21 protein-coding genes and 2 pseudogenes are annotated in these 15,514 nt (G+C 60.0%); 10 read left to right on the forward strand and 13 right to left on the reverse strand.

Annotated elements, in window-relative coordinates:
- The first annotated feature begins 154 nt into the window (after nucleotides 1-154).
- Complete coding sequence (locus HJB83_RS14195; RefSeq protein ID WP_221132165.1) at nucleotides 155-1,108, forward strand: NmrA/HSCARG family protein; 954 nt, start codon at nucleotides 155-157, stop codon at nucleotides 1,106-1,108.
- Between the two features lie 60 nt (nucleotides 1,109-1,168).
- Here the strand turns inward: HJB83_RS14195 and HJB83_RS14200 are convergent, their stop codons facing one another.
- Together HJB83_RS14200 and HJB83_RS14205 are read right to left on the reverse strand one after the other, a co-directional pair.
- Nucleotides 1,169-2,089, reverse strand: a complete 921-nt coding sequence (locus tag HJB83_RS14200) for a LysR family transcriptional regulator (protein WP_221117029.1) — start codon at nucleotides 2,087-2,089, stop codon at nucleotides 1,169-1,171.
- 112 nt (nucleotides 2,090-2,201) lie between these two features.
- Nucleotides 2,202-3,239 carry a LacI family DNA-binding transcriptional regulator gene (locus HJB83_RS14205; RefSeq protein WP_221132166.1) on the reverse strand — a complete coding sequence of 346 codons (1,038 nt, stop codon included), beginning with the start codon at nucleotides 3,237-3,239 and terminating at the stop codon, nucleotides 2,202-2,204.
- Nucleotides 3,240-3,779: 540 nt separating this feature from the next.
- On the opposite strand from HJB83_RS14205, the gene HJB83_RS14210 reads away from it, so the two are divergent.
- Nucleotides 3,780-5,285 carry a DegQ family serine endoprotease gene (locus HJB83_RS14210; protein ID WP_221132167.1) on the forward strand — a complete coding sequence of 502 codons (1,506 nt, stop codon included), beginning with the start codon at nucleotides 3,780-3,782 and terminating at the stop codon, nucleotides 5,283-5,285.
- A gap of 199 nt (nucleotides 5,286-5,484) precedes the next feature.
- Here the strand turns inward: HJB83_RS14210 and HJB83_RS14215 are convergent, their stop codons facing one another.
- Nucleotides 5,485-5,859, reverse strand: coding sequence for a hypothetical protein (locus tag HJB83_RS14215; protein WP_207583397.1), 375 nt, complete (start codon nucleotides 5,857-5,859; stop codon nucleotides 5,485-5,487).
- Nucleotides 5,860-6,025: 166 nt separating this feature from the next.
- On the reverse strand, nucleotides 6,026-6,415 hold the full coding sequence (locus HJB83_RS14220; RefSeq protein WP_207583396.1) for a hypothetical protein: 390 nt from the start codon (nucleotides 6,413-6,415) through the stop codon (nucleotides 6,026-6,028).
- A 175-nt stretch (nucleotides 6,416-6,590) separates the two neighbouring features.
- On the opposite strand from HJB83_RS14220, the gene HJB83_RS14225 reads away from it, so the two are divergent.
- The 8 genes from HJB83_RS14225 (at nucleotide 6,591) to HJB83_RS14260 (ending at nucleotide 9,641) form a co-directional block, all read left to right on the forward strand.
- Nucleotides 6,591-6,893: a hypothetical protein gene (locus HJB83_RS14225; protein ID WP_221132168.1), complete on the forward strand. Its 303-nt coding sequence runs from the start codon at nucleotides 6,591-6,593 to the stop codon at nucleotides 6,891-6,893.
- A gap of 122 nt (nucleotides 6,894-7,015) precedes the next feature.
- Complete coding sequence (locus HJB83_RS14230; RefSeq protein ID WP_164010733.1) at nucleotides 7,016-7,279, forward strand: DUF1488 domain-containing protein; 264 nt, start codon at nucleotides 7,016-7,018, stop codon at nucleotides 7,277-7,279.
- Between the two features lie 50 nt (nucleotides 7,280-7,329).
- Nucleotides 7,330-7,692 (forward strand): hypothetical protein, encoded by a 363-nt coding sequence (locus HJB83_RS14235; protein ID WP_221132169.1) that lies wholly within the window; start codon nucleotides 7,330-7,332, stop codon nucleotides 7,690-7,692.
- A 66-nt stretch (nucleotides 7,693-7,758) separates the two neighbouring features.
- Nucleotides 7,759-7,905: a hypothetical protein gene (locus HJB83_RS14240; RefSeq protein WP_207583393.1), complete on the forward strand. Its 147-nt coding sequence runs from the start codon at nucleotides 7,759-7,761 to the stop codon at nucleotides 7,903-7,905.
- Nucleotides 7,906-7,998: 93 nt separating this feature from the next.
- Complete coding sequence (locus tag HJB83_RS14245; protein WP_207583392.1) at nucleotides 7,999-8,442, forward strand: pyridoxamine 5'-phosphate oxidase family protein; 444 nt, start codon at nucleotides 7,999-8,001, stop codon at nucleotides 8,440-8,442.
- A 202-nt stretch (nucleotides 8,443-8,644) separates the two neighbouring features.
- Nucleotides 8,645-8,881 (forward strand): hypothetical protein, encoded by a 237-nt coding sequence (locus HJB83_RS14250; protein ID WP_207583391.1) that lies wholly within the window; start codon nucleotides 8,645-8,647, stop codon nucleotides 8,879-8,881.
- Between the two features lie 127 nt (nucleotides 8,882-9,008).
- Entirely contained in the window at nucleotides 9,009-9,176 is a 168-nt protein-coding gene (locus HJB83_RS14255; protein ID WP_003587904.1) for a hypothetical protein, read from the forward strand.
- Nucleotides 9,177-9,440: 264 nt separating this feature from the next.
- Nucleotides 9,441-9,641 carry a hypothetical protein gene (locus HJB83_RS14260; protein WP_207583390.1) on the forward strand — a complete coding sequence of 67 codons (201 nt, stop codon included), beginning with the start codon at nucleotides 9,441-9,443 and terminating at the stop codon, nucleotides 9,639-9,641.
- Nucleotides 9,642-10,168: 527 nt separating this feature from the next.
- On the opposite strand, the gene HJB83_RS14265 is transcribed toward HJB83_RS14260, so the two are convergent.
- The 9 genes and pseudogenes from HJB83_RS14265 to HJB83_RS14305 all read right to left on the reverse strand — a co-directional run.
- Nucleotides 10,169-10,354, reverse strand: a complete 186-nt coding sequence (locus tag HJB83_RS14265; protein WP_207583389.1) for a hypothetical protein — start codon at nucleotides 10,352-10,354, stop codon at nucleotides 10,169-10,171.
- A 127-nt stretch (nucleotides 10,355-10,481) separates the two neighbouring features.
- Entirely contained in the window at nucleotides 10,482-10,910 is a 429-nt protein-coding gene (locus HJB83_RS14270; RefSeq protein WP_221132170.1) for a DUF1515 domain-containing protein, read from the reverse strand.
- 22 nt (nucleotides 10,911-10,932) lie between these two features.
- Entirely contained in the window at nucleotides 10,933-12,771 is a 1,839-nt protein-coding gene (locus tag HJB83_RS14275) for an SGNH/GDSL hydrolase family protein (RefSeq protein ID WP_221132171.1), read from the reverse strand.
- Nucleotides 12,768-12,980 (reverse strand): hypothetical protein, encoded by a 213-nt coding sequence (locus tag HJB83_RS14280; RefSeq protein ID WP_221132172.1) that lies wholly within the window; start codon nucleotides 12,978-12,980, stop codon nucleotides 12,768-12,770. The genes HJB83_RS14275 and HJB83_RS14280 overlap by 4 nt, the downstream gene beginning before the upstream one ends.
- Nucleotides 12,981-13,002: 22 nt before the next feature.
- Nucleotides 13,003-13,362, reverse strand: a pseudogene (locus HJB83_RS14285) (hypothetical protein); the annotation flags it as partial.
- Nucleotides 13,362-13,826, reverse strand: a complete 465-nt coding sequence (locus tag HJB83_RS14290; protein ID WP_221132173.1) for a lysozyme — start codon at nucleotides 13,824-13,826, stop codon at nucleotides 13,362-13,364. The gene HJB83_RS14290 and the pseudogene HJB83_RS14285, both read right to left, overlap by 1 nt.
- Nucleotides 13,801-14,055, reverse strand: a complete 255-nt coding sequence (locus HJB83_RS14295; RefSeq protein WP_003587918.1) for a hypothetical protein — start codon at nucleotides 14,053-14,055, stop codon at nucleotides 13,801-13,803. The genes HJB83_RS14290 and HJB83_RS14295 overlap by 26 nt, the downstream gene beginning before the upstream one ends.
- Before the next feature lie 281 nt (nucleotides 14,056-14,336).
- A complete protein-coding gene (locus tag HJB83_RS14300) occupies nucleotides 14,337-14,552 on the reverse strand; it encodes a hypothetical protein (protein ID WP_405049171.1) in 216 nt (71 codons plus the stop codon).
- Between the two features lie 4 nt (nucleotides 14,553-14,556).
- A pseudogene (locus HJB83_RS14305) lies at nucleotides 14,557-15,300 on the reverse strand (hypothetical protein); the annotation flags it as partial.
- Nucleotides 15,301-15,514 lie beyond the last annotated feature (214 nt).

Genomic DNA, 15,514 nt, shown 5'->3' on the forward strand with positions numbered 1-15,514 from the left:
CATTATCTTATGCTTTTCAGCCATCTACAGCGATAGAGCCTGTTTCGATAGGGTAGACACAGTCGAGGTGGCTATCGGCACGGACCGACTGCGCTGCCTTGTAAAGACGCCTGCCACTCTGGTCGGCGGCAAATGACAGGGAAAGGATGAAGCTATGTCTACAGACAACAAGCCATTGATCGCGGTTACCGGTGCAACGAGCAAACAGGGGCGCAGCGTCGTTGCAACGCTTCTTGAGAGCCAGCGCTTCCGCGTCCGTGCCTTCACTCGGAAAAAGGATTCGCCCGAAGCTCTACGTCTTGAGAAGCTCGGCGCTGAAATCGCCACCGTGCCTCTCGAACTCGGCCGCCAGAATGAGTTCGTTGCTGCGTTCAAGGGCGCGGATGGCGCCTTTCTGATGACGCCGCCGATCGCCCCGCCGGAGACAAGCGAGGCTCCGCTCGGCCGGCAGCTGGCGGATGCGGCCGTCGAGGCCGGCGTCGGGCACATTGTGTTCAGCACGCTCGAGAATATCGACAAGATCACCGGTGGGACGAAATATGCGCCGCATTTTACCGATAAAGCGCGCGTTGCAGATTACATTCGCGGCCTGCCGATCTCTCATTCCTTCATTATGCTGGCATTCTTCTATACGAATCTAAGTGAATATTATGCGCCGCGCATGGAAGGCGACACCCTGCTCTTGCCGATCTATCTGCCGGAAGATTTCGCAGCACCTTTTGTCGATCCGCTGACGGCGACCGGGCCTGTTGTCCTCGAGATCTTCTCGAACCCCGAGCGCTACAACGGCAAAACGCTGCCGATCGTCGGCGATATCATTTCTCCGCGCGAGATGGTCGAAACCTTTCAACGCGTGACCGGCCTCAAGGCCGAGTATCGAAATGCGTTCACCAGGGACGGCCTGCTCGCCTATTTTCCGGAGTTTGCCGCCAACGAACTTCTCGTTCGAGAGATTCTCGGGATGGTCGAATATGCTGTCGAGTATGGCTATTTCGGCAAGGAGCACGATCTCGAATGGAGCCGTCGCCTGAATCCCGGAACGCTCGGCTGGGAGCAGTTTCTGCGGACGTCGGGGTGGCGCGGCGACAAGCGCTCTTTCGGAGGTTGAAGCGTCTCGCAAAGGTGCGGCAGCGGTTTTGCGAGAACGGGATGCCTGAAAACAAGAGGCTTACGATGGCCGGATTCCCGGCAGCTTAGCGACCTCGGCGGCCAGAAAGTCGACGAGGAGTCGAACGCGGGCAATGGCTGCACGCTCCGGAACTATCAGCAAGCTTACAGGAACCGGCGAAGGCCGATAGTCGCCAAGCACGACCTCTAGCCGGCCGTCTTCCAGAAGATCGTGAACCAGCCAGAGATGTGTGGGACCAATGCCGCGGCCGGCGGCAAGGGCTTCGCGCGCCGCAAGCCCGTGATCGACGCGCAAACGGCCGCTGACCGGGACCATCAGGCTGGCGCCATCGGGAGAGGAAAGAAGGAGCTGATTGCTGCCTGCCACGTTGGACATCACAACGGTTTCGTGGCGCGACAGATCGGCCGGGCGCTGCGGCCGTCCGCGGACAGAAAAATAAGCCGGAGCGCCGACCAGCAGCCGCTGGCTCTCTCCGAGCGCATGAAGCTTCATCGAGCTGTCGGCGAGAGGTCCAAGACGGAGCGCCACGTCGACGCCTTCGCGAACCAGGTCGATACGCTCGTCCGTCAGGTTGAGGTCGACGCGGATATCCGGGTGCCTGTCCTGAAAGTCAAAGATCATTCGCGTGACATGCATTACGCCAAGTGCTGCGGTACAGGAAAGGCGAACTGCGCCAGCAGGGGCTTGACGGGCATCTCTGGCTTCTTCAGCAGCCTGTTCGACCAGGCGCAATATCTGAAGGCAGTTGGTATAGTAGCGACTACCTTCTTCCGTAAGGGTGACGCGACGCGTGGTTCGGCTGAGAAGAGGCACACCGACAGCCTCCTCAAGTTCATTGAGGTGCCGCGTCACGGTGGATTGGCCGACGCCCAGTTCCTTTGCGACCATCGACAGGTTGCTGCGCTCGGCGACGCGAATAAAGGTGCGCATTCTGTCAAAAGACAGTCCCGCCTTATCCATTTTTCAGCACAGTGATTGTCATTTCACCCATATACGGAATAATCTTGACTATGCCCAGTCCAAGCTTCCGCAAGGCTAGGCTCCACGTCTATTGTCGGTGTGTCTGACCAGATTACCGCGTCGAACCCCGCGGAATAATGGTAAAGCCCAAGTCAGCCTTGTCTTCATCAGCTGGCTCGCCGCGGACGGCGCGCAGCAGCATGTCGGCGACGCGGTAGCCGATATCGTAGCGCGGTATGTGCACCGTCGTCAGCGACGGCTCGGTGAAGGCCGAAAATTCCAGATCGTTGAAGCCGCAGATGCCGACATCCTCCGGCACGCGGATGCCGCGCACGGCGCATTCGATGAGAACGCCAAGCGCCAGTTCGTCGCTCTGGGCAAAGACCGCATCGATATCCGGCACGCGCTGCAACAGGCTGGAAAACAGCTGCCTGCCGAGGCCGGTGCGACTTGGCGCATCGCCGCCGATAATGAGATCGGGGTCGAAACGCCCGGCTTCCCGCATCGCAGCCTCATAGCCTTCGATGCGGCGGCGCGAGCGGACATCCGCGCCGCGGCCCATGAAAGCGATCCTGTTATAGCCCTTCGACAGCAGGAAACGGGTGGGTTCGGCGCCGGCCGCATAGTGATCGAGGCCGACGACCAGGGTTTGCGGCTCCTGGCTGAGATCGGCGATATGGGCGATGGGACAGGCAGCACGCTCGATCAGCGGCAAAAGATCACGATAGGATTCGGCGCCGGCGATGATGACGCCGGCCGGCTTCTGCGTCAGGAAAGATTTCAGCAGGCCGGCCTCCCCCTCGCCATGGTTCAGCGTATTGGAATATTGCACGGTGAACTCGGTGCCGCGGAAGCGATCCTCCATACCGGTCATCAGGCCGGTGAAGCCGTATTGATGCAAGGCGGGCGTGATGACGCCGACGCTGCCGTTGTGGCGGCCGGCCAGCGCCCGGGCGGCAAGATTGGGGATATAACCCATCTCGTCGACCGTGCGCAGGATCACCTCGCGCAGATCCTCCGAGACGATCTCAGGATTACGAAGCGCGCGCGAGATGGTGATCGGGCTGACGCCGACCTTCTTCGCCACATCGCTCAACGTCACATGCGCGCCGCGCTTGCCGTTGCGCCCCTGCCCTGCTGCCTTGCTCATCGCCCCTCATATGCCACCGCGAAACCCCGTCGATTCGCAGTCTTTACTTTCTGCAGAAGAATTAATTTAGAGTCTACTAACATTTTATATTCGCAATAGGTTTCGGGCAGACAATTTCCAGAAACAGCAGCATGATCATCTGTCGGCAAAATTACGGGCGCATGCGGCGAGCGGATCACCGGCTTCGGGAATAAGTCCATTTATTTTCGAATGAAAATCGCTGAGGAGAACGCGCTGCGAAGCAAAACCCCGGCCGGAATTGCCGGCGTGGGCACCCGGTTCAAAAACCGTCGGCACAAAGATTAAATTCCAGTAATGTCTTACAAATCGGCAATATAAACATGATCAATATTTAATTTGTAAATCCGCCGGCCGCGATCATATGAATCCCGAGCGCGAATTCTTCGATTGTCCCGGTCGCCACCCCAACGACTGCGCTGCGATCGGAGGCATTGGCGCCAAACGCCATCCGACGCCAGGTCCCAAGACGTGGAACCACGACGCCATCCAAAGCCAACACTCTCGCAAGGGACCATCACCATGTCACACATCTTAAGCAAACACCGCGCTGCAGCGCTGGTCGGGGCGGCCATCATCGCCGGCGCGGCCTGTCTGCCCTTCACCATCAACGGCTCGAACGCCATTGCCGCGCCAGCCGATAGCGGCGGCGTCTTGGCCGCGAGCGGCTCCTTCGCGTCCATCGTCGATGCCGACAAACCTGCCGTCGTCACCATCACCACGACAATGAAGGCCACCGACGTCAGCGCCGACCAACAGGACTCGCCGATGGACGAGCAGTTCCGCCAGTTCTTCGAGGATCAAGGCATCCCGCTGCCGCACCAGGCACCGAAAAACCGGCCTTCCCAGCAGGCGATGGCGCTCGGCTCCGGCTTCATCATCAGCCCGGACGGCGTGATCGTCACCAACAACCATGTCATCGACAATGCCATCGACATCAAGGTGACGCTGGACGATGGCACGGAACTGCCGGCCAAGCTGATCGGCACCGACCCGAAATCCGATGTCGCCGTCTTGAAGATCGAGGCGCCCAGGCCCCTGCAGACGATTGCCTGGGGCGATTCCGACCAGTTGAAGCTCGGCGACCAGATCCTGGCGATCGGCAACCCCTTCGGCATCGGCACGACGGTGACGGCAGGCATCGTCTCGGCGCGCGGCCGCGACCTGCACAGCGGGCCCTATGACGATTTCATCCAGATCGATGCGCCGATCAACCATGGCAATTCCGGCGGACCGCTCGTCGACCGCAGCGGCAATGTCGTCGGCATCAACACTGCGATCTATTCGCCGAACGGCGGCAGCGTCGGCGTCGGCTTCGCCATCCCCTCGGATGAAGCCAAGGCGATCGTCGCCAAGCTGCAGAAAAACGGCTCGATCGATCACGGCTATCTCGGCGTGCAGATCCAGCCGGTGACGAAAGACGTCGCCGATGCCGTCGGCCTCGACAAGACAGGCGGGGCGCTGGTTGCCGCCGTTACCGCCGATACGCCGGCGGCGCAGGCCGGCGTTAAGCCGGGCGATATCGTCACCTCGGTCGGCGGCGAGACCGTCAAGACGCCGAAGGATCTGTCGCGGCTGGTGGCCGACCTTTCGCCGGGCGCCAAAAAATCCCTTGGCATCTGGCGCGACGGCAAGACGATCGATCTCAACGTCACTGTCGGCGGCAATGAGGACGGCCAGAAGCAGGCTGCGGCCGAAAGCTCGGACAACAAGGGCGAGAGCAGCGGCCAGCCGAGCCTCGGGATCGGACTTGCCGACCTGACAGTCGACATGCGCCAGCAGCTCAACCTGCCGCGCGCCGTCAGCGGCGCGGTGGTCGCCAGCGTCGATCCCGACAAGTCGGCCGCTGCCGCCGGCATCCAGTCGGGCGATGTCATCGTCTCGGTCAACGATAAGCTGGTTCACAACAGCCGCGACGCCAAGGCCGCGATTGCCGACGCCGGCAAGGCCGGCCGCAAATCGGTGCTGCTGCTCGTCGAACGCGACGGTATCAAGACTTTTGTCGCCGTGCCATTTGCCGCGGTCTGAAGGCCGCGTCTGGTAGCAAGACCTTCGTCGCCGTGCCGTTCAGCGCGGCCTGAGGGCTCAAGTTGAAGGTTGAAAGGAGAAGCCCGTGAGAGCGGGCTTTCGACCGACCGGCGTGGTGGCGTTCGAACCGTGTTCGGCTTGGTCGGCGAAGACATGGATGCGTACCTGCAGAATGCGGTCGCTCTCGCCCTACGTCTGCTCAGGGAGATTTCCGCTTCGCCCTCTTTGTCTGACTGCCGTGGTTGCCTCTTTGACGGTTTGCCTCCTGCTGATTTATCGCATCGGATTGGCTGCGTTGGGCGGCCTCCAATTGCTGCCTGGTCGGGAGATCATGCTCGTAGGTGGGCGCGCTGAATGCCGTGGCGTTGTCGAACGGACCTTTGTGTGTCCGCGCCACACCATAGGCTTGGTTAGCACCCCTATCGATCCCGTGCTCGGCCGACGGTGAGCGGGCGTGACGAGCCTGTGTGATCAGATCGTCGGCAGTCGGGCTTGACGTTGCGCTCTTCTGCGCCGAAGCGATGATCGCGCGTTTCCCGGCGTCGTCCTTTTGATCGGCGCGGTTCCGGGACATGTTTTCATCCTTTTTCGTCGTGTCACATCAGATCGCGATGCATGCCGTTCAGACGCGTGTAGCCGTTCAGGAAAAACGACACGCCTAACTACGAACATGAATCAGGTTCGATGCGGCGATTTAGAAGCGATAATTCTGCCCTGTCGCGTTCGGCGGCCTTCACCGATCATCGTTCAGGCAGCCTGGTTTTTGGAAAGCGATAACCGACCGGCCGTCGCGATGCGTTGGCACGCCGGGGCGCCGTATACCGGCCAATCCGATAGGCCTTCTCCGGAGCGCCGCCGTCATCCTGCCATCTTGCAAAAGACGCGTCTTCGATCGCCTGAGGACGCGGGTTCGAACTCAACTGGGTTGCAAGATACATTCTCAAAGCCGATCTCAGCGCGGCCTCATCGACGATGCCTATTTGGAAACAATGAATGAGGAAACTCGTCGCGCTGATCTCGCTGATATCGATCGCGTAAGTTTCGCCGCCACGGAAACCGGCCTTTCGAAGAATGCGCTCCAGCATTCTCAAATTGGTGACATCGAAAAACGGATCAGATGGGGAAGACATTGTGTCCTCCTTCATTGGGGCTAGGGTTCACGTGCGCGCCCCAAGCGACGGTGCCCTTATCGTGCCCGCCGATCGCTCAGCTTGCGCTCTTTGCCACCTGGCCGCAACCTCATTCGCCGGCAGCCATTGATAATGCCGTCGCAAAACCCATTTTAGAGGGGGGAGGATACGCATCATGCAGTTCAACGGTGAAGCGACCCTCACAAGGCCGTCGGCATTGGCGGTTTCCGAAAGGCGAGCGCTTTTAGATCACCTCAGTGAGGCGATCGGCCGCCTGGCTTACGGGCTGGCGGCTGATGGATTGCTCGACCTTGTGCCGTCTCTGCTTGAGATAAACAGCGTTCTCCGCGATATGACGGATGAAATTTCCCGTGCGGACCCTGTTTATTCCGACGAGGTTATCGCGAGCACCGTGCGCTTGATCAAGACATCTGAGGCCTTGCTTGAGAACAGGGTCATCGTGCAGACTATCCATTAACATTGGTCGGCGGTCGGGCATGCCGACAGGCTTTGGCATCAAGCGCCTCGTTCTCTACGTGCATCCAGTTCATCGCCGGCTCCGAGTCAACGGCCCGCGCCCACCTCCAAGGATCGACCGCCATGGCACTTATCTTTCCAAATAGAAGCCGGAGCTTCGACGAAGTGCGAAAAGGCGTGCGTTTCACCGGCTATGACGGCATGTTCGAGGTCCGGTTTCTGGTCGAAGAAGGCGCACTCGGCAGTACTATCACGCAGAGTTCGTCCGAGGCCGCATACCTTAATGCCTTCGATGCCGCCCGTTCTTCCATTCAGGAGGCCGCATCGAGAGCCTATCAGCATCGACGCGGAAACAACTTCACGCTCAAGGCCGAAGATTTTCGCTAGAGTATTTCCGTTTTTCTCAGGAATCACGGAAATGCGGGGGAGCTAAGAATATGGTTTCGACACGATACCGGCCGAAAGACCTCAAGCTTGCACGTTGTCATATCGTGAAGGCCGCGCGCCGCATTGCCCATCAGGAAATGGTGATCGGGAGACTACTGGTCAAAGGCAGCCCCTCGGGATTAGCCTACGAGCTGTTGGGCAGGCTCTACGACGATCAGCGGCAAAAACTCGATCGCCTGAAACTGATCGAAGCGATGGTTGAGGTAAAAGCACAATCCTCTATGGGCGCGCCCCGTCCTCGCGGCGCGCTCGCGCCGCGCTTGGCGATTGTGCGCAGCGGCGTGATCTCTCTGCCTGACCGGAAATCGGCCACGCCTTGTCGCGCAGACGTTTGGCACCCATATTTGGTGTAGTGGCAGTTTGTGAACGAGCACTGCTTCAGTGGTCGTTAGAGTTCCCCGGCCCCAAAGGAGGGCATCATGTCAGCCACGGTAAACATCCATTCGTGGAAAAGCCTGGTCCAGCATGTCGGCAAGTTCCGCTATATCGACTTTCTGGTGAAATTGACGCCGGCGATCAGCGTGGCTTTTATCGTCTATGTCGTCTTCAAGGATGTGTTCTGGTAGGCGCTGGAACACCGTGGACCACGGCCAAGACGCGCCTCGCTGTGCTTGTCAAACGAGGGTCTGTAACGCTGACGACGGAACTGGACAACGCAAATGCAATTGCGAGAAATGGGTGAACAAGATTGCCTCGCCTTTCTGGCAAGCCACACCCGTGGGCACCTGGCATGTCTGGGCGACAAATATCCCTATATCGTTCCCATTCATTATGCGTATGAAAAGGACCGGCTTTTTATATTTTCCATGCCGGGCCTGAAGGTTGATCTATTGCGGGCCAATTCACCCGCCTGTGTTCAGGTTGAAGAATTCAGCGAAAACCGAACGTGGAAGAGCGTGCTTGTTCAGGGTACCTCTGATGAGCTGACCGATACGCCGGCCCGGCATGACGAGCGCATCCACGCCTGGTCCCTTCTGCAAAAGCAACCGTTTTGGTGGGAACCCGGATCGCTTGCCTTAAACTCGGAAAGCGAAGACCGTCCTGCTCCCTCCATATTCTTCGGCATTTCGATTGATATGGTATCTGGGAGGCAAGTGGTTTAAGGTGCGTCCTTCAGACCTGCCGTGCCCCCTCGATTCGCAGGGCGGCGTTGCTGCACCATATATGGAACTCCAGACAGACACGGCTAAGCGCTGTCCGATACCAGCCTTCCCATAGGGGCGCGGATTGCTTGATGCTTTTTACCAACGCGGTTGCTCAGCCAGCATCGCGTTTAATGGCACGCGACCACCGATAGGGAAAACCATGAACCAGGCACCCGAGAACGAAACGCTTTTCAACATCACCGGACACTTCGTACAGGAACTGAAGGCCGTTCTTCAAAGCGAGAGCATCGTCGAAGGCTCCGACTACGAAAACAGCGCCTTCGACGAAAAACGACGGGCGGAAGGGCTTCACCTGCTGCGCTTCCACAAGACCGGCACCGCAGCTCAGGCAACCCAGATCTGGGAAAAACATACGACAGCCCGGTCTCATCGATAATCCGGAACGAAGCCCATCCGGCTGACGTTGACGGGATGCCGGCTCCCAAATCCTGATGAGACGATGCAGCTGGCGCGTCCTGACGTGACGCGCCACTCGGCTCTACATTTCCATGAAAGGAAAAATCATGACCAATGACAAAACGAAAAACGCGGCTGCGACCGACGGACCCTACGACGTCATCTACTTCGCGAAGAAACACCGTATTTCCAACGAGGACGCCAAAGACATCATCGAAAAATACGGCGCCAATCGCAAAGAGGCTGATAAGGCCGGCCGCCGCATCAGCGCCTGAAGCAGGATAGGACTTGCCGGCGTGGAACTCTAACAGCTCCCCGCATCTGCTTGCGAGGCCACGATGCAACATCAGCGGACGAATTAACCCTACTGGCTTACCTTAATATCAGCATACGCTTGAATACGTCAGGCCCTGTGCCATCGTATCCTCAGGGTAACGTTTCTTATTCCTGAAGCAGTTCGCCGGAACCGTGGCCTGCCTCTTAGCGAAGAGGCAGCTTCCACGCATAGGGGCCGGGCAACATCAAATGGAGGGTATGCAATGAATAACGTCTTGGAATTTCGTGCAAAATCCCCGCATGTCGAAAGTCTGTCCGACTGCCGGGAGGCGCTTGAATCGGCGGTGATGAAAATCGTCAGTGACGCGGTCTGCAAGGGATATCAGCCGGCAGAAGCCGCCATGGTGGTCGCCGATATCGCCGACGACTACATCCTCATGCTGTCGCGCCAGCTGCAGCATTGATCCGCTTGCAAGGCTCGCGCCTTGTCTGCACGAGCGGTTGACGGGCCGAGATCGTTGCCGTTCATCGCCAGGAAGCAGAGCGCTTCCGCCATATAAGATGGGTGAGTGGACCGCGCAGCGACTGCAGGGGTAGCAGTTGGTACAGGAGACGAGACCTGCTACGCGGTCCGTCGGCCACAACGCCAGTCTTTGTCGGAAGTTCCGCAGGGAACGGCACCGCAAATAGGCCCGCGTGCGGGAACATCCGCTGGAGGAACAAGTCACAATTGTTCCCGTCATGTTCCAATCGTTAGACTTGTATGCTTCGACCCCGGGGAAGACAGAGAACTTTCATCACAAGCCAGCAAAAACCCCGCCTGAGCGGGGTTTTGAGCGAGTCGGAGTGGGTCGGCAGCGTTATCGGCGACCTGGGAAGCCCGCTAGCGGGATTTTTCTCCCTCGCCTCTGGGGCTCGTTGCTCCGTTCTCTCACTCTTTGAATCATCGTCGTAATGCGGCGTGAAAGGGTGACAGGTCGTTGAAGCGTCGCTAGCGCCACCGCGGCTGCCGCGGCGGAGCGTTGGCCTGAATCTCGTGCAGCGGCGCGCGGGATCCGAGAAGCTTCTTCAGCTTCTTCTCCTCCGCCGGACCGATACCGAACTTGCGGCAATGCTCGGCGACATCATGCTCCCGCGGACCGGGAATGCGAACTTGGCGATGGTTCATGCTCTTCATGACTATTTCCTCCTGAGAGGAAAACCACCACGGAACAGATTTGTTCGTTAGCAAAGTCTAAAATTTGTTTTACTTGCTCCGTTGTCGGCAACAAAATGGCAGCAGCACGGAATACGTGAGCAATTGCTCAACTGATCTTCAACCAATGCCTTAACGCTGCCACCGCGCCGTCGCTGGCATAGGCAATCATCCCCCCGATCGTCAGCCCGGCAAAGGCGATCAGCCCCGATATCCCGTACCCGATCGATTTCATCCGTTTCCATTCTTCCAGCGCCGGCGCCACCGCCTCCTGGTTCTTCTCGACGGTCCCCTTGAGGATCTTGATCTCCTCGCGGATCTGCGCGTCGACACCGCCGCTGATCGCCACCCTTGTATCGAGATTTGCGATCTGCCTTGCCTGTTCGTCGAGGCGGGTGTGGATCACGGCGCGGCTATCGTGGGCATTGGCCTTTTCATCGCTGACCTCATTGCGCAGAAGTGCGACGTTTTCCTCGATGCCGGTCAGCCTTCCCTCGACGCGCCCGAGAGCGCGGAGAATATCGTCATTGGATGTCATCTCTGTAGCCGCTCGCTATGCCTTAGGGATAAAATTTCAGCTTTTCGGATTGGGGAATGCTGCCGGCGATGCGGTCGATCACGGCGCCATAGGGGTGAACGCCATCCGGCGTGACGCTCGGGCGGACGATGGAGCCTGCCGGCAGCACCGTGGCGCGCGGGATCGAGATCGTGATCGTGTTGCCGGAGATGCTGCCGATCGAGGTCGTCGACAGGCGGGCAATGCCATCCGGTCCGGCATAGGTGTTGATCTCTTGTTCCGGCCCGAAAATGCTGGCATCCGCAACCTCGATCGTCGTGTAGTTCGCGACACCGTCCGTTCCCGCCTGCACCGTCACCGTGGTGCTCGGCAGCTCCAGCATACCAGGCCAGACGCCATCCCGGACGCCGGAAACCCATGCCGCATAGGTGTCGATCGCATCGTCGCAGCAGCCGCTCGTCTTGGCGAGAATGTCGTTGCGAAGGCGCCATTTGCCGGAGGCATCCGTGCCGTCCGCCGGCCAGCTGTTGTTGGCCGAGACGTTTTGATACTCGGCTCTCGCATAAAGGTCGTTGGCGCTGATCGAGCCCGTTGCCGGCGACGTCGCCGATCCGGCGAAATTATAGGTGAAGGTGGTCGGCCCGGTGACCGTGATCACCACATTGCCGTTGTACTCCGTCTGCGCAGCGCCGGAGATCGAAACCGTCTGCCCGGTCGCCAGGCCACTGATGCCGGATGCGATCGTTGCGGTTACGACTGTGCCGACCGACGTCAAGGTCACCGTACGGGTGGAAACGGTGCGGCCGAGCGGCGGGAAGGCGACGATCCTGACGCCGGGATAGCGCGCCCGAAGCCTTGTGATCAGGCTTCTGTAGTTGGTGGTGAAGAAGACGGCGTAGGTGGCGGCCGTGTCGTTCTGGCCCATCTGGTTGGCGATGACGGTGAACGGCTTCTTGCCGCTGTTGAAGGTGGCGATCTCATCGAGAATGGCCCAGCGCCGGGTCGCTATCGCCGCACCGCTGCCGGTTAGCTCACGCACGGAGCCGGATCCCGGCATGCCGATCATCAGAAAGGGAATGCGGCCGATGCCGCCGTTCCTGTCGAGCCAGCGGCGAAACCAGCCGAGATTGCCGCGCGCGTCGGCAGCCGCGGAAAACTGCTGGCGCGCCTCACCCAGGCTGTCGACGATAGCAAGCGCGACCGGCCTTCCGTCCCAATCGCCCTTGGCGACCATGAAGTCGGGGCCGTAATATTGCGGCTGCGTCTGCGTGGCGTAATTGGTATCGAGTGCCGCCGTGCTGTCGGCAAGCGGGGTGTCCTTGAAGGCCAAGAGGGTGGCGAGATCGCCGGCGCCCCAGACGCGCTCGCCACGATGCTTCTGGATGCGGTAGACGGGCCAGATCTTGTCGCCGACGGCGGTATGATAGAATAGCCAGATTTCGATTTCGCTTTCCGGGTCGACATCGGGAATCGTCAGCTCATCGGTCCAGGCGCCGTTCGTCTGGTCGGCAACCGTCAGCGTGTTCAGACCGGCGAAGGTGCATTGGTAAAAGACACCGGCGACCCGGATGAACATCGCATCGGCGACCACAGAATTGCCTGGCGTGCCGATCGTGCCGGTGACAACCGTCTCCTGCGGCGCGTTGCCGCCTTCCGTCGAGGCGAAGCCGGACAAGTGGAAGCGGAAGGTTCTGGTCTTATATTGCGGCGTGTTGACGACGATCTTGCTGCACACGTAATTCGTGCCTGATGCGGCGGTGACGATCGTGCCCGACGGCATGCGATTGCGCGACGCGAAGAACATATAGCGATCGGGATCTCCGCCCCCGCCCCCGCCACTCAGCATCGGATTAACAAGGGCAAGCGAAATGGCATTCATCATCGGCGTGTTCCAAATCTGCTGGTGAGGTCGTCATAGAAGCGAATGGTGCGGCCCTGGCGGGCATTGGCGCGGTCGAGCGCCTGGCGCTCGCGGGCGAGGATGGCGATGACAGGCTCGCCTTCCACAACAGGCGCATGCGCCTCCTGCCTCAGGAGATCATCGGGCAAGGGCGGCAGCGCGATGCCGGCCGCCGCCTGCCCCTTCATCACCGCCGCCTTGTTCAGCCGCACCGTGGCGGAGCAGCCACTGACGATCAGCAGCAGTGACAGCGCAAGCGCGGTTCTTTTCCGAAAGCTGAAGCTCATAGGATTGGATCTCGATTTCGAGTGTGTCTTTGGCCACCTGCTCGGATGCCTCTGCGGCCATAAGGCGCTTGCGGTGCTCTTCGGTGACCTCGGCCGCCGCATTGCGCTGCCGCTCCATCTCGGCCGCTCTCGCATCGGCGGCGCTCTTTACGGCCAGCAGGACATAGCCGGCCCGCGCCTCACGGGCCGCCGAGGGATAGCCGATCGAAACGGCATAGAGGTGATAGAGCACCAGGCCGGCGGCGATGCCGGCGCCCATCTTGAGCGTGTCGAGCAGGGAGAACATCAGATGCCCTCCAGGCAGAATTGGCGCTCTTTCTGCCGGCGCCGCGTCAGGCCGGGAAAGGTGATGCCGGCGGCGCGGTTCCACTTCAAAAGCGCCTCGCAGCCCTCGGCCGTCCTGCCCTGGTTAATGAGCCTGACCGCGCTCGAGCCGCAGGCCGCCCTCACGCCGACATTATAGGCAAACGAGGTCAGCGCCACGAAGCGGGCATCCGGCAGCGGCACGCGCACACAGCTTTCGACGCCGCTCGCATAGGTCTTGAGCTCCAGCGCCAGCAGCGCCTTGCACTGCTCCACCGTCTTGTGATCGCCGGGTTTGACGCCATTGGTGCTGCCATAGCAGATCGTCCACGGCTGTCCCTGTGTGGCCGGATCGGGATAGGCATTCTGGCGCAATCCCTCGAACGAGCCGACAAGCGCCACAGCCATGGCCGCGGCGGCACTACCCTTCTGCAGGCGGTTTGCCATTCAATTCTCCTGAGATTTTCTGCTGGACGAAGATGCGGGCAACGATCGCCGCAACGGCGAAAAGCCCCGTTGCCGCCGACATGGCGAGCTGGATGTAGAGGTTGCGCGACACCCAGGTTGCGGCGACGAAATTGATGACGGGCTCAAGCACGATGAAGAGCAGCGCCAGCGCCATCAGGCGGACGGACCAGGCGTGCTTGATCACCGCGCGCCAGTTATGGACGAGCATGGGGTGGGCTCCGGGGTGTGTGAGAATGTGGAAAAGCACCCGGCTCCGGGGTGGAGACGACTGCGAGTTGAGATTTCAACGATGTGGGTTCGTGCTCCGTCCAACGTCAAAGGACACTAGAGCGAGTATATTGAACGCGGAATCGGCTTGAGGATTCCGTTGCCTCCGTTGGTGATTTCGTCGGAGAATATGACCCCGCCTTAGGCGATGATCTTCGCAGCCGCGTTCTGGCTGCGTCGCACGATGCATGTCAGTGTGATCGGACGAGCCGTGCCTGACGGCTATTCACGATATTTTACAACCCTTGCTGGCGAACCGACAGCGACCCCATATTCCGGGATGTCGCTTATTACAACTGCGTTCGCTCCAATCACGGCGCCATTGCCGATTTTGACATTCACCAGGATCTTGGCTCCGGCCCCTATCCACACATCATTACCGATCTCAACTGTACCGATCTCAGCCTTCTGATGCCTGATTGGCGTATCACGCCTCATGCCGTGTCACTCGCTTCGTCAATGACGTTGCGCTGGAAACGAAGCTCGATCCCGTCCTGGCAGATCCCGCAGCAAAATCGATATGCGTATTCGGGCTGCCGACGTTGTTGGAAAGGGTGAGCCCGACAATGAAATCGCCGACCGCCGAACTGTCGGCTTTACTCTGGATCCTGGCGAAGAGCTTGTTGGTGAAGAAAGCGCCCCCGGAACAGATGATTTCGACGCTGTAACCGTCCTTGAGGATAAGCTTGGCCGCGCCGTCGATCGTCTCCGAACCGTTCGGATCGATCGTCACATCCCCGCCATCGGCCATGACGCAATAGTGCCAGTTTGCGCCGAGCGTTGCCGCTGCGGTCAGGGTGAGCGTGGCTGCCGCGGTAAAGCGATGGACGGCGTTGTCGTCGGATGCGAGCGCGGTGTAATCGCCTGACTTCACCGCATAGACCAGATCCTGATCGAACGCGACCTCAACGCCGTTCTGGGCAAAACCGAGCAGGCCACCGCCTTTCAGATAGAGGCCGGTCTGCGGGGTCGAGGCGAAGCCGACGCCCGGTGCGGAGAGGGTTCCGCCTGCGGCTTTGAGGGGCGCGATCATCGGCGCCGAACCGTCGCGCGGCAGAGAATTGGTGATTTCGTTGCCGAGGTCGGTGGTCAGCGCGTTCCACGGCGCCGGGTCGATGACCTGGCCAACGGAGGGTGTCGTGCCGGCGGGTTTGGAATAGACGCCGGTTGATGGGTTTCTGGGCATTCATCATCTCCAAAGAAAAAGGCCCCGCGGATGCGAGGCCATATGATGGGTTAGCAATGGCGGGTGCACGCGCCCCCGGATTTTGCGGGTCGATCAACCCACCGACCGACAGCCTCGATCTGCCGTCTCAAGATCGCGGATTAACTCAGCGGTCTGCGCGAAGACGGGCACTTGAGTTCGCCCGTGGCAGTCGCGACGGCGCCCGTGGACTGCT

Origin of the sequence: Rhizobium sp. NZLR11 (genome assembly GCF_019685115.1) — a bacterium.
Classification (GTDB): Bacteria; Pseudomonadota; Alphaproteobacteria; order Rhizobiales; family Rhizobiaceae; genus Rhizobium.

What these genes read in the sequence shown, in the direction of transcription:
- HJB83_RS14195 (WP_221132165.1), top strand. Translation starts at nt 155, where the DNA reads ATGTCTACAGACAACAAGCCATTGATCGCGGTTACCGGTGCAACGAGC.
- HJB83_RS14240 (WP_207583393.1), top strand. Translation starts at nt 7,759, where the DNA reads ATGTCAGCCACGGTAAACATCCATTCGTGGAAAAGCCTGGTCCAGCAT.
- HJB83_RS14210 (WP_221132167.1), top strand. Translation starts at nt 3,780, where the DNA reads ATGTCACACATCTTAAGCAAACACCGCGCTGCAGCGCTGGTCGGGGCG.
- HJB83_RS14200 (WP_221117029.1), bottom strand. Translation starts at nt 2,089, where the DNA reads ATGGATAAGGCGGGACTGTCTTTTGACAGAATGCGCACCTTTATTCGC.
- HJB83_RS14265 (WP_207583389.1), bottom strand. Translation starts at nt 10,354, where the DNA reads ATGAAGAGCATGAACCATCGCCAAGTTCGCATTCCCGGTCCGCGGGAG.
- HJB83_RS14230 (WP_164010733.1), top strand. Translation starts at nt 7,016, where the DNA reads ATGGCACTTATCTTTCCAAATAGAAGCCGGAGCTTCGACGAAGTGCGA.
- HJB83_RS14220 (WP_207583396.1), bottom strand. Translation starts at nt 6,415, where the DNA reads ATGTCTTCCCCATCTGATCCGTTTTTCGATGTCACCAATTTGAGAATG.
- HJB83_RS14300 (WP_405049171.1), bottom strand. Translation starts at nt 14,552, where the DNA reads ATGAGGCGTGATACGCCAATCAGGCATCAGAAGGCTGAGATCGGTACA.
- HJB83_RS14290 (WP_221132173.1), bottom strand. Translation starts at nt 13,826, where the DNA reads ATGGCAAACCGCCTGCAGAAGGGTAGTGCCGCCGCGGCCATGGCTGTG.
- HJB83_RS14250 (WP_207583391.1), top strand. Translation starts at nt 8,645, where the DNA reads ATGAACCAGGCACCCGAGAACGAAACGCTTTTCAACATCACCGGACAC.
- HJB83_RS14275 (WP_221132171.1), bottom strand. Translation starts at nt 12,771, where the DNA reads ATGATGAATGCCATTTCGCTTGCCCTTGTTAATCCGATGCTGAGTGGC.
- HJB83_RS14255 (WP_003587904.1), top strand. Translation starts at nt 9,009, where the DNA reads ATGACCAATGACAAAACGAAAAACGCGGCTGCGACCGACGGACCCTAC.
- HJB83_RS14205 (WP_221132166.1), bottom strand. Translation starts at nt 3,239, where the DNA reads ATGAGCAAGGCAGCAGGGCAGGGGCGCAACGGCAAGCGCGGCGCGCAT.
- HJB83_RS14215 (WP_207583397.1), bottom strand. Translation starts at nt 5,859, where the DNA reads ATGTCCCGGAACCGCGCCGATCAAAAGGACGACGCCGGGAAACGCGCG.
- HJB83_RS14225 (WP_221132168.1), top strand. Translation starts at nt 6,591, where the DNA reads ATGCAGTTCAACGGTGAAGCGACCCTCACAAGGCCGTCGGCATTGGCG.
- HJB83_RS14270 (WP_221132170.1), bottom strand. Translation starts at nt 10,910, where the DNA reads ATGACATCCAATGACGATATTCTCCGCGCTCTCGGGCGCGTCGAGGGA.
- HJB83_RS14245 (WP_207583392.1), top strand. Translation starts at nt 7,999, where the DNA reads ATGCAATTGCGAGAAATGGGTGAACAAGATTGCCTCGCCTTTCTGGCA.
- HJB83_RS14235 (WP_221132169.1), top strand. Translation starts at nt 7,330, where the DNA reads ATGGTTTCGACACGATACCGGCCGAAAGACCTCAAGCTTGCACGTTGT.
- HJB83_RS14260 (WP_207583390.1), top strand. Translation starts at nt 9,441, where the DNA reads ATGAATAACGTCTTGGAATTTCGTGCAAAATCCCCGCATGTCGAAAGT.
- HJB83_RS14295 (WP_003587918.1), bottom strand. Translation starts at nt 14,055, where the DNA reads ATGCTCGTCCATAACTGGCGCGCGGTGATCAAGCACGCCTGGTCCGTC.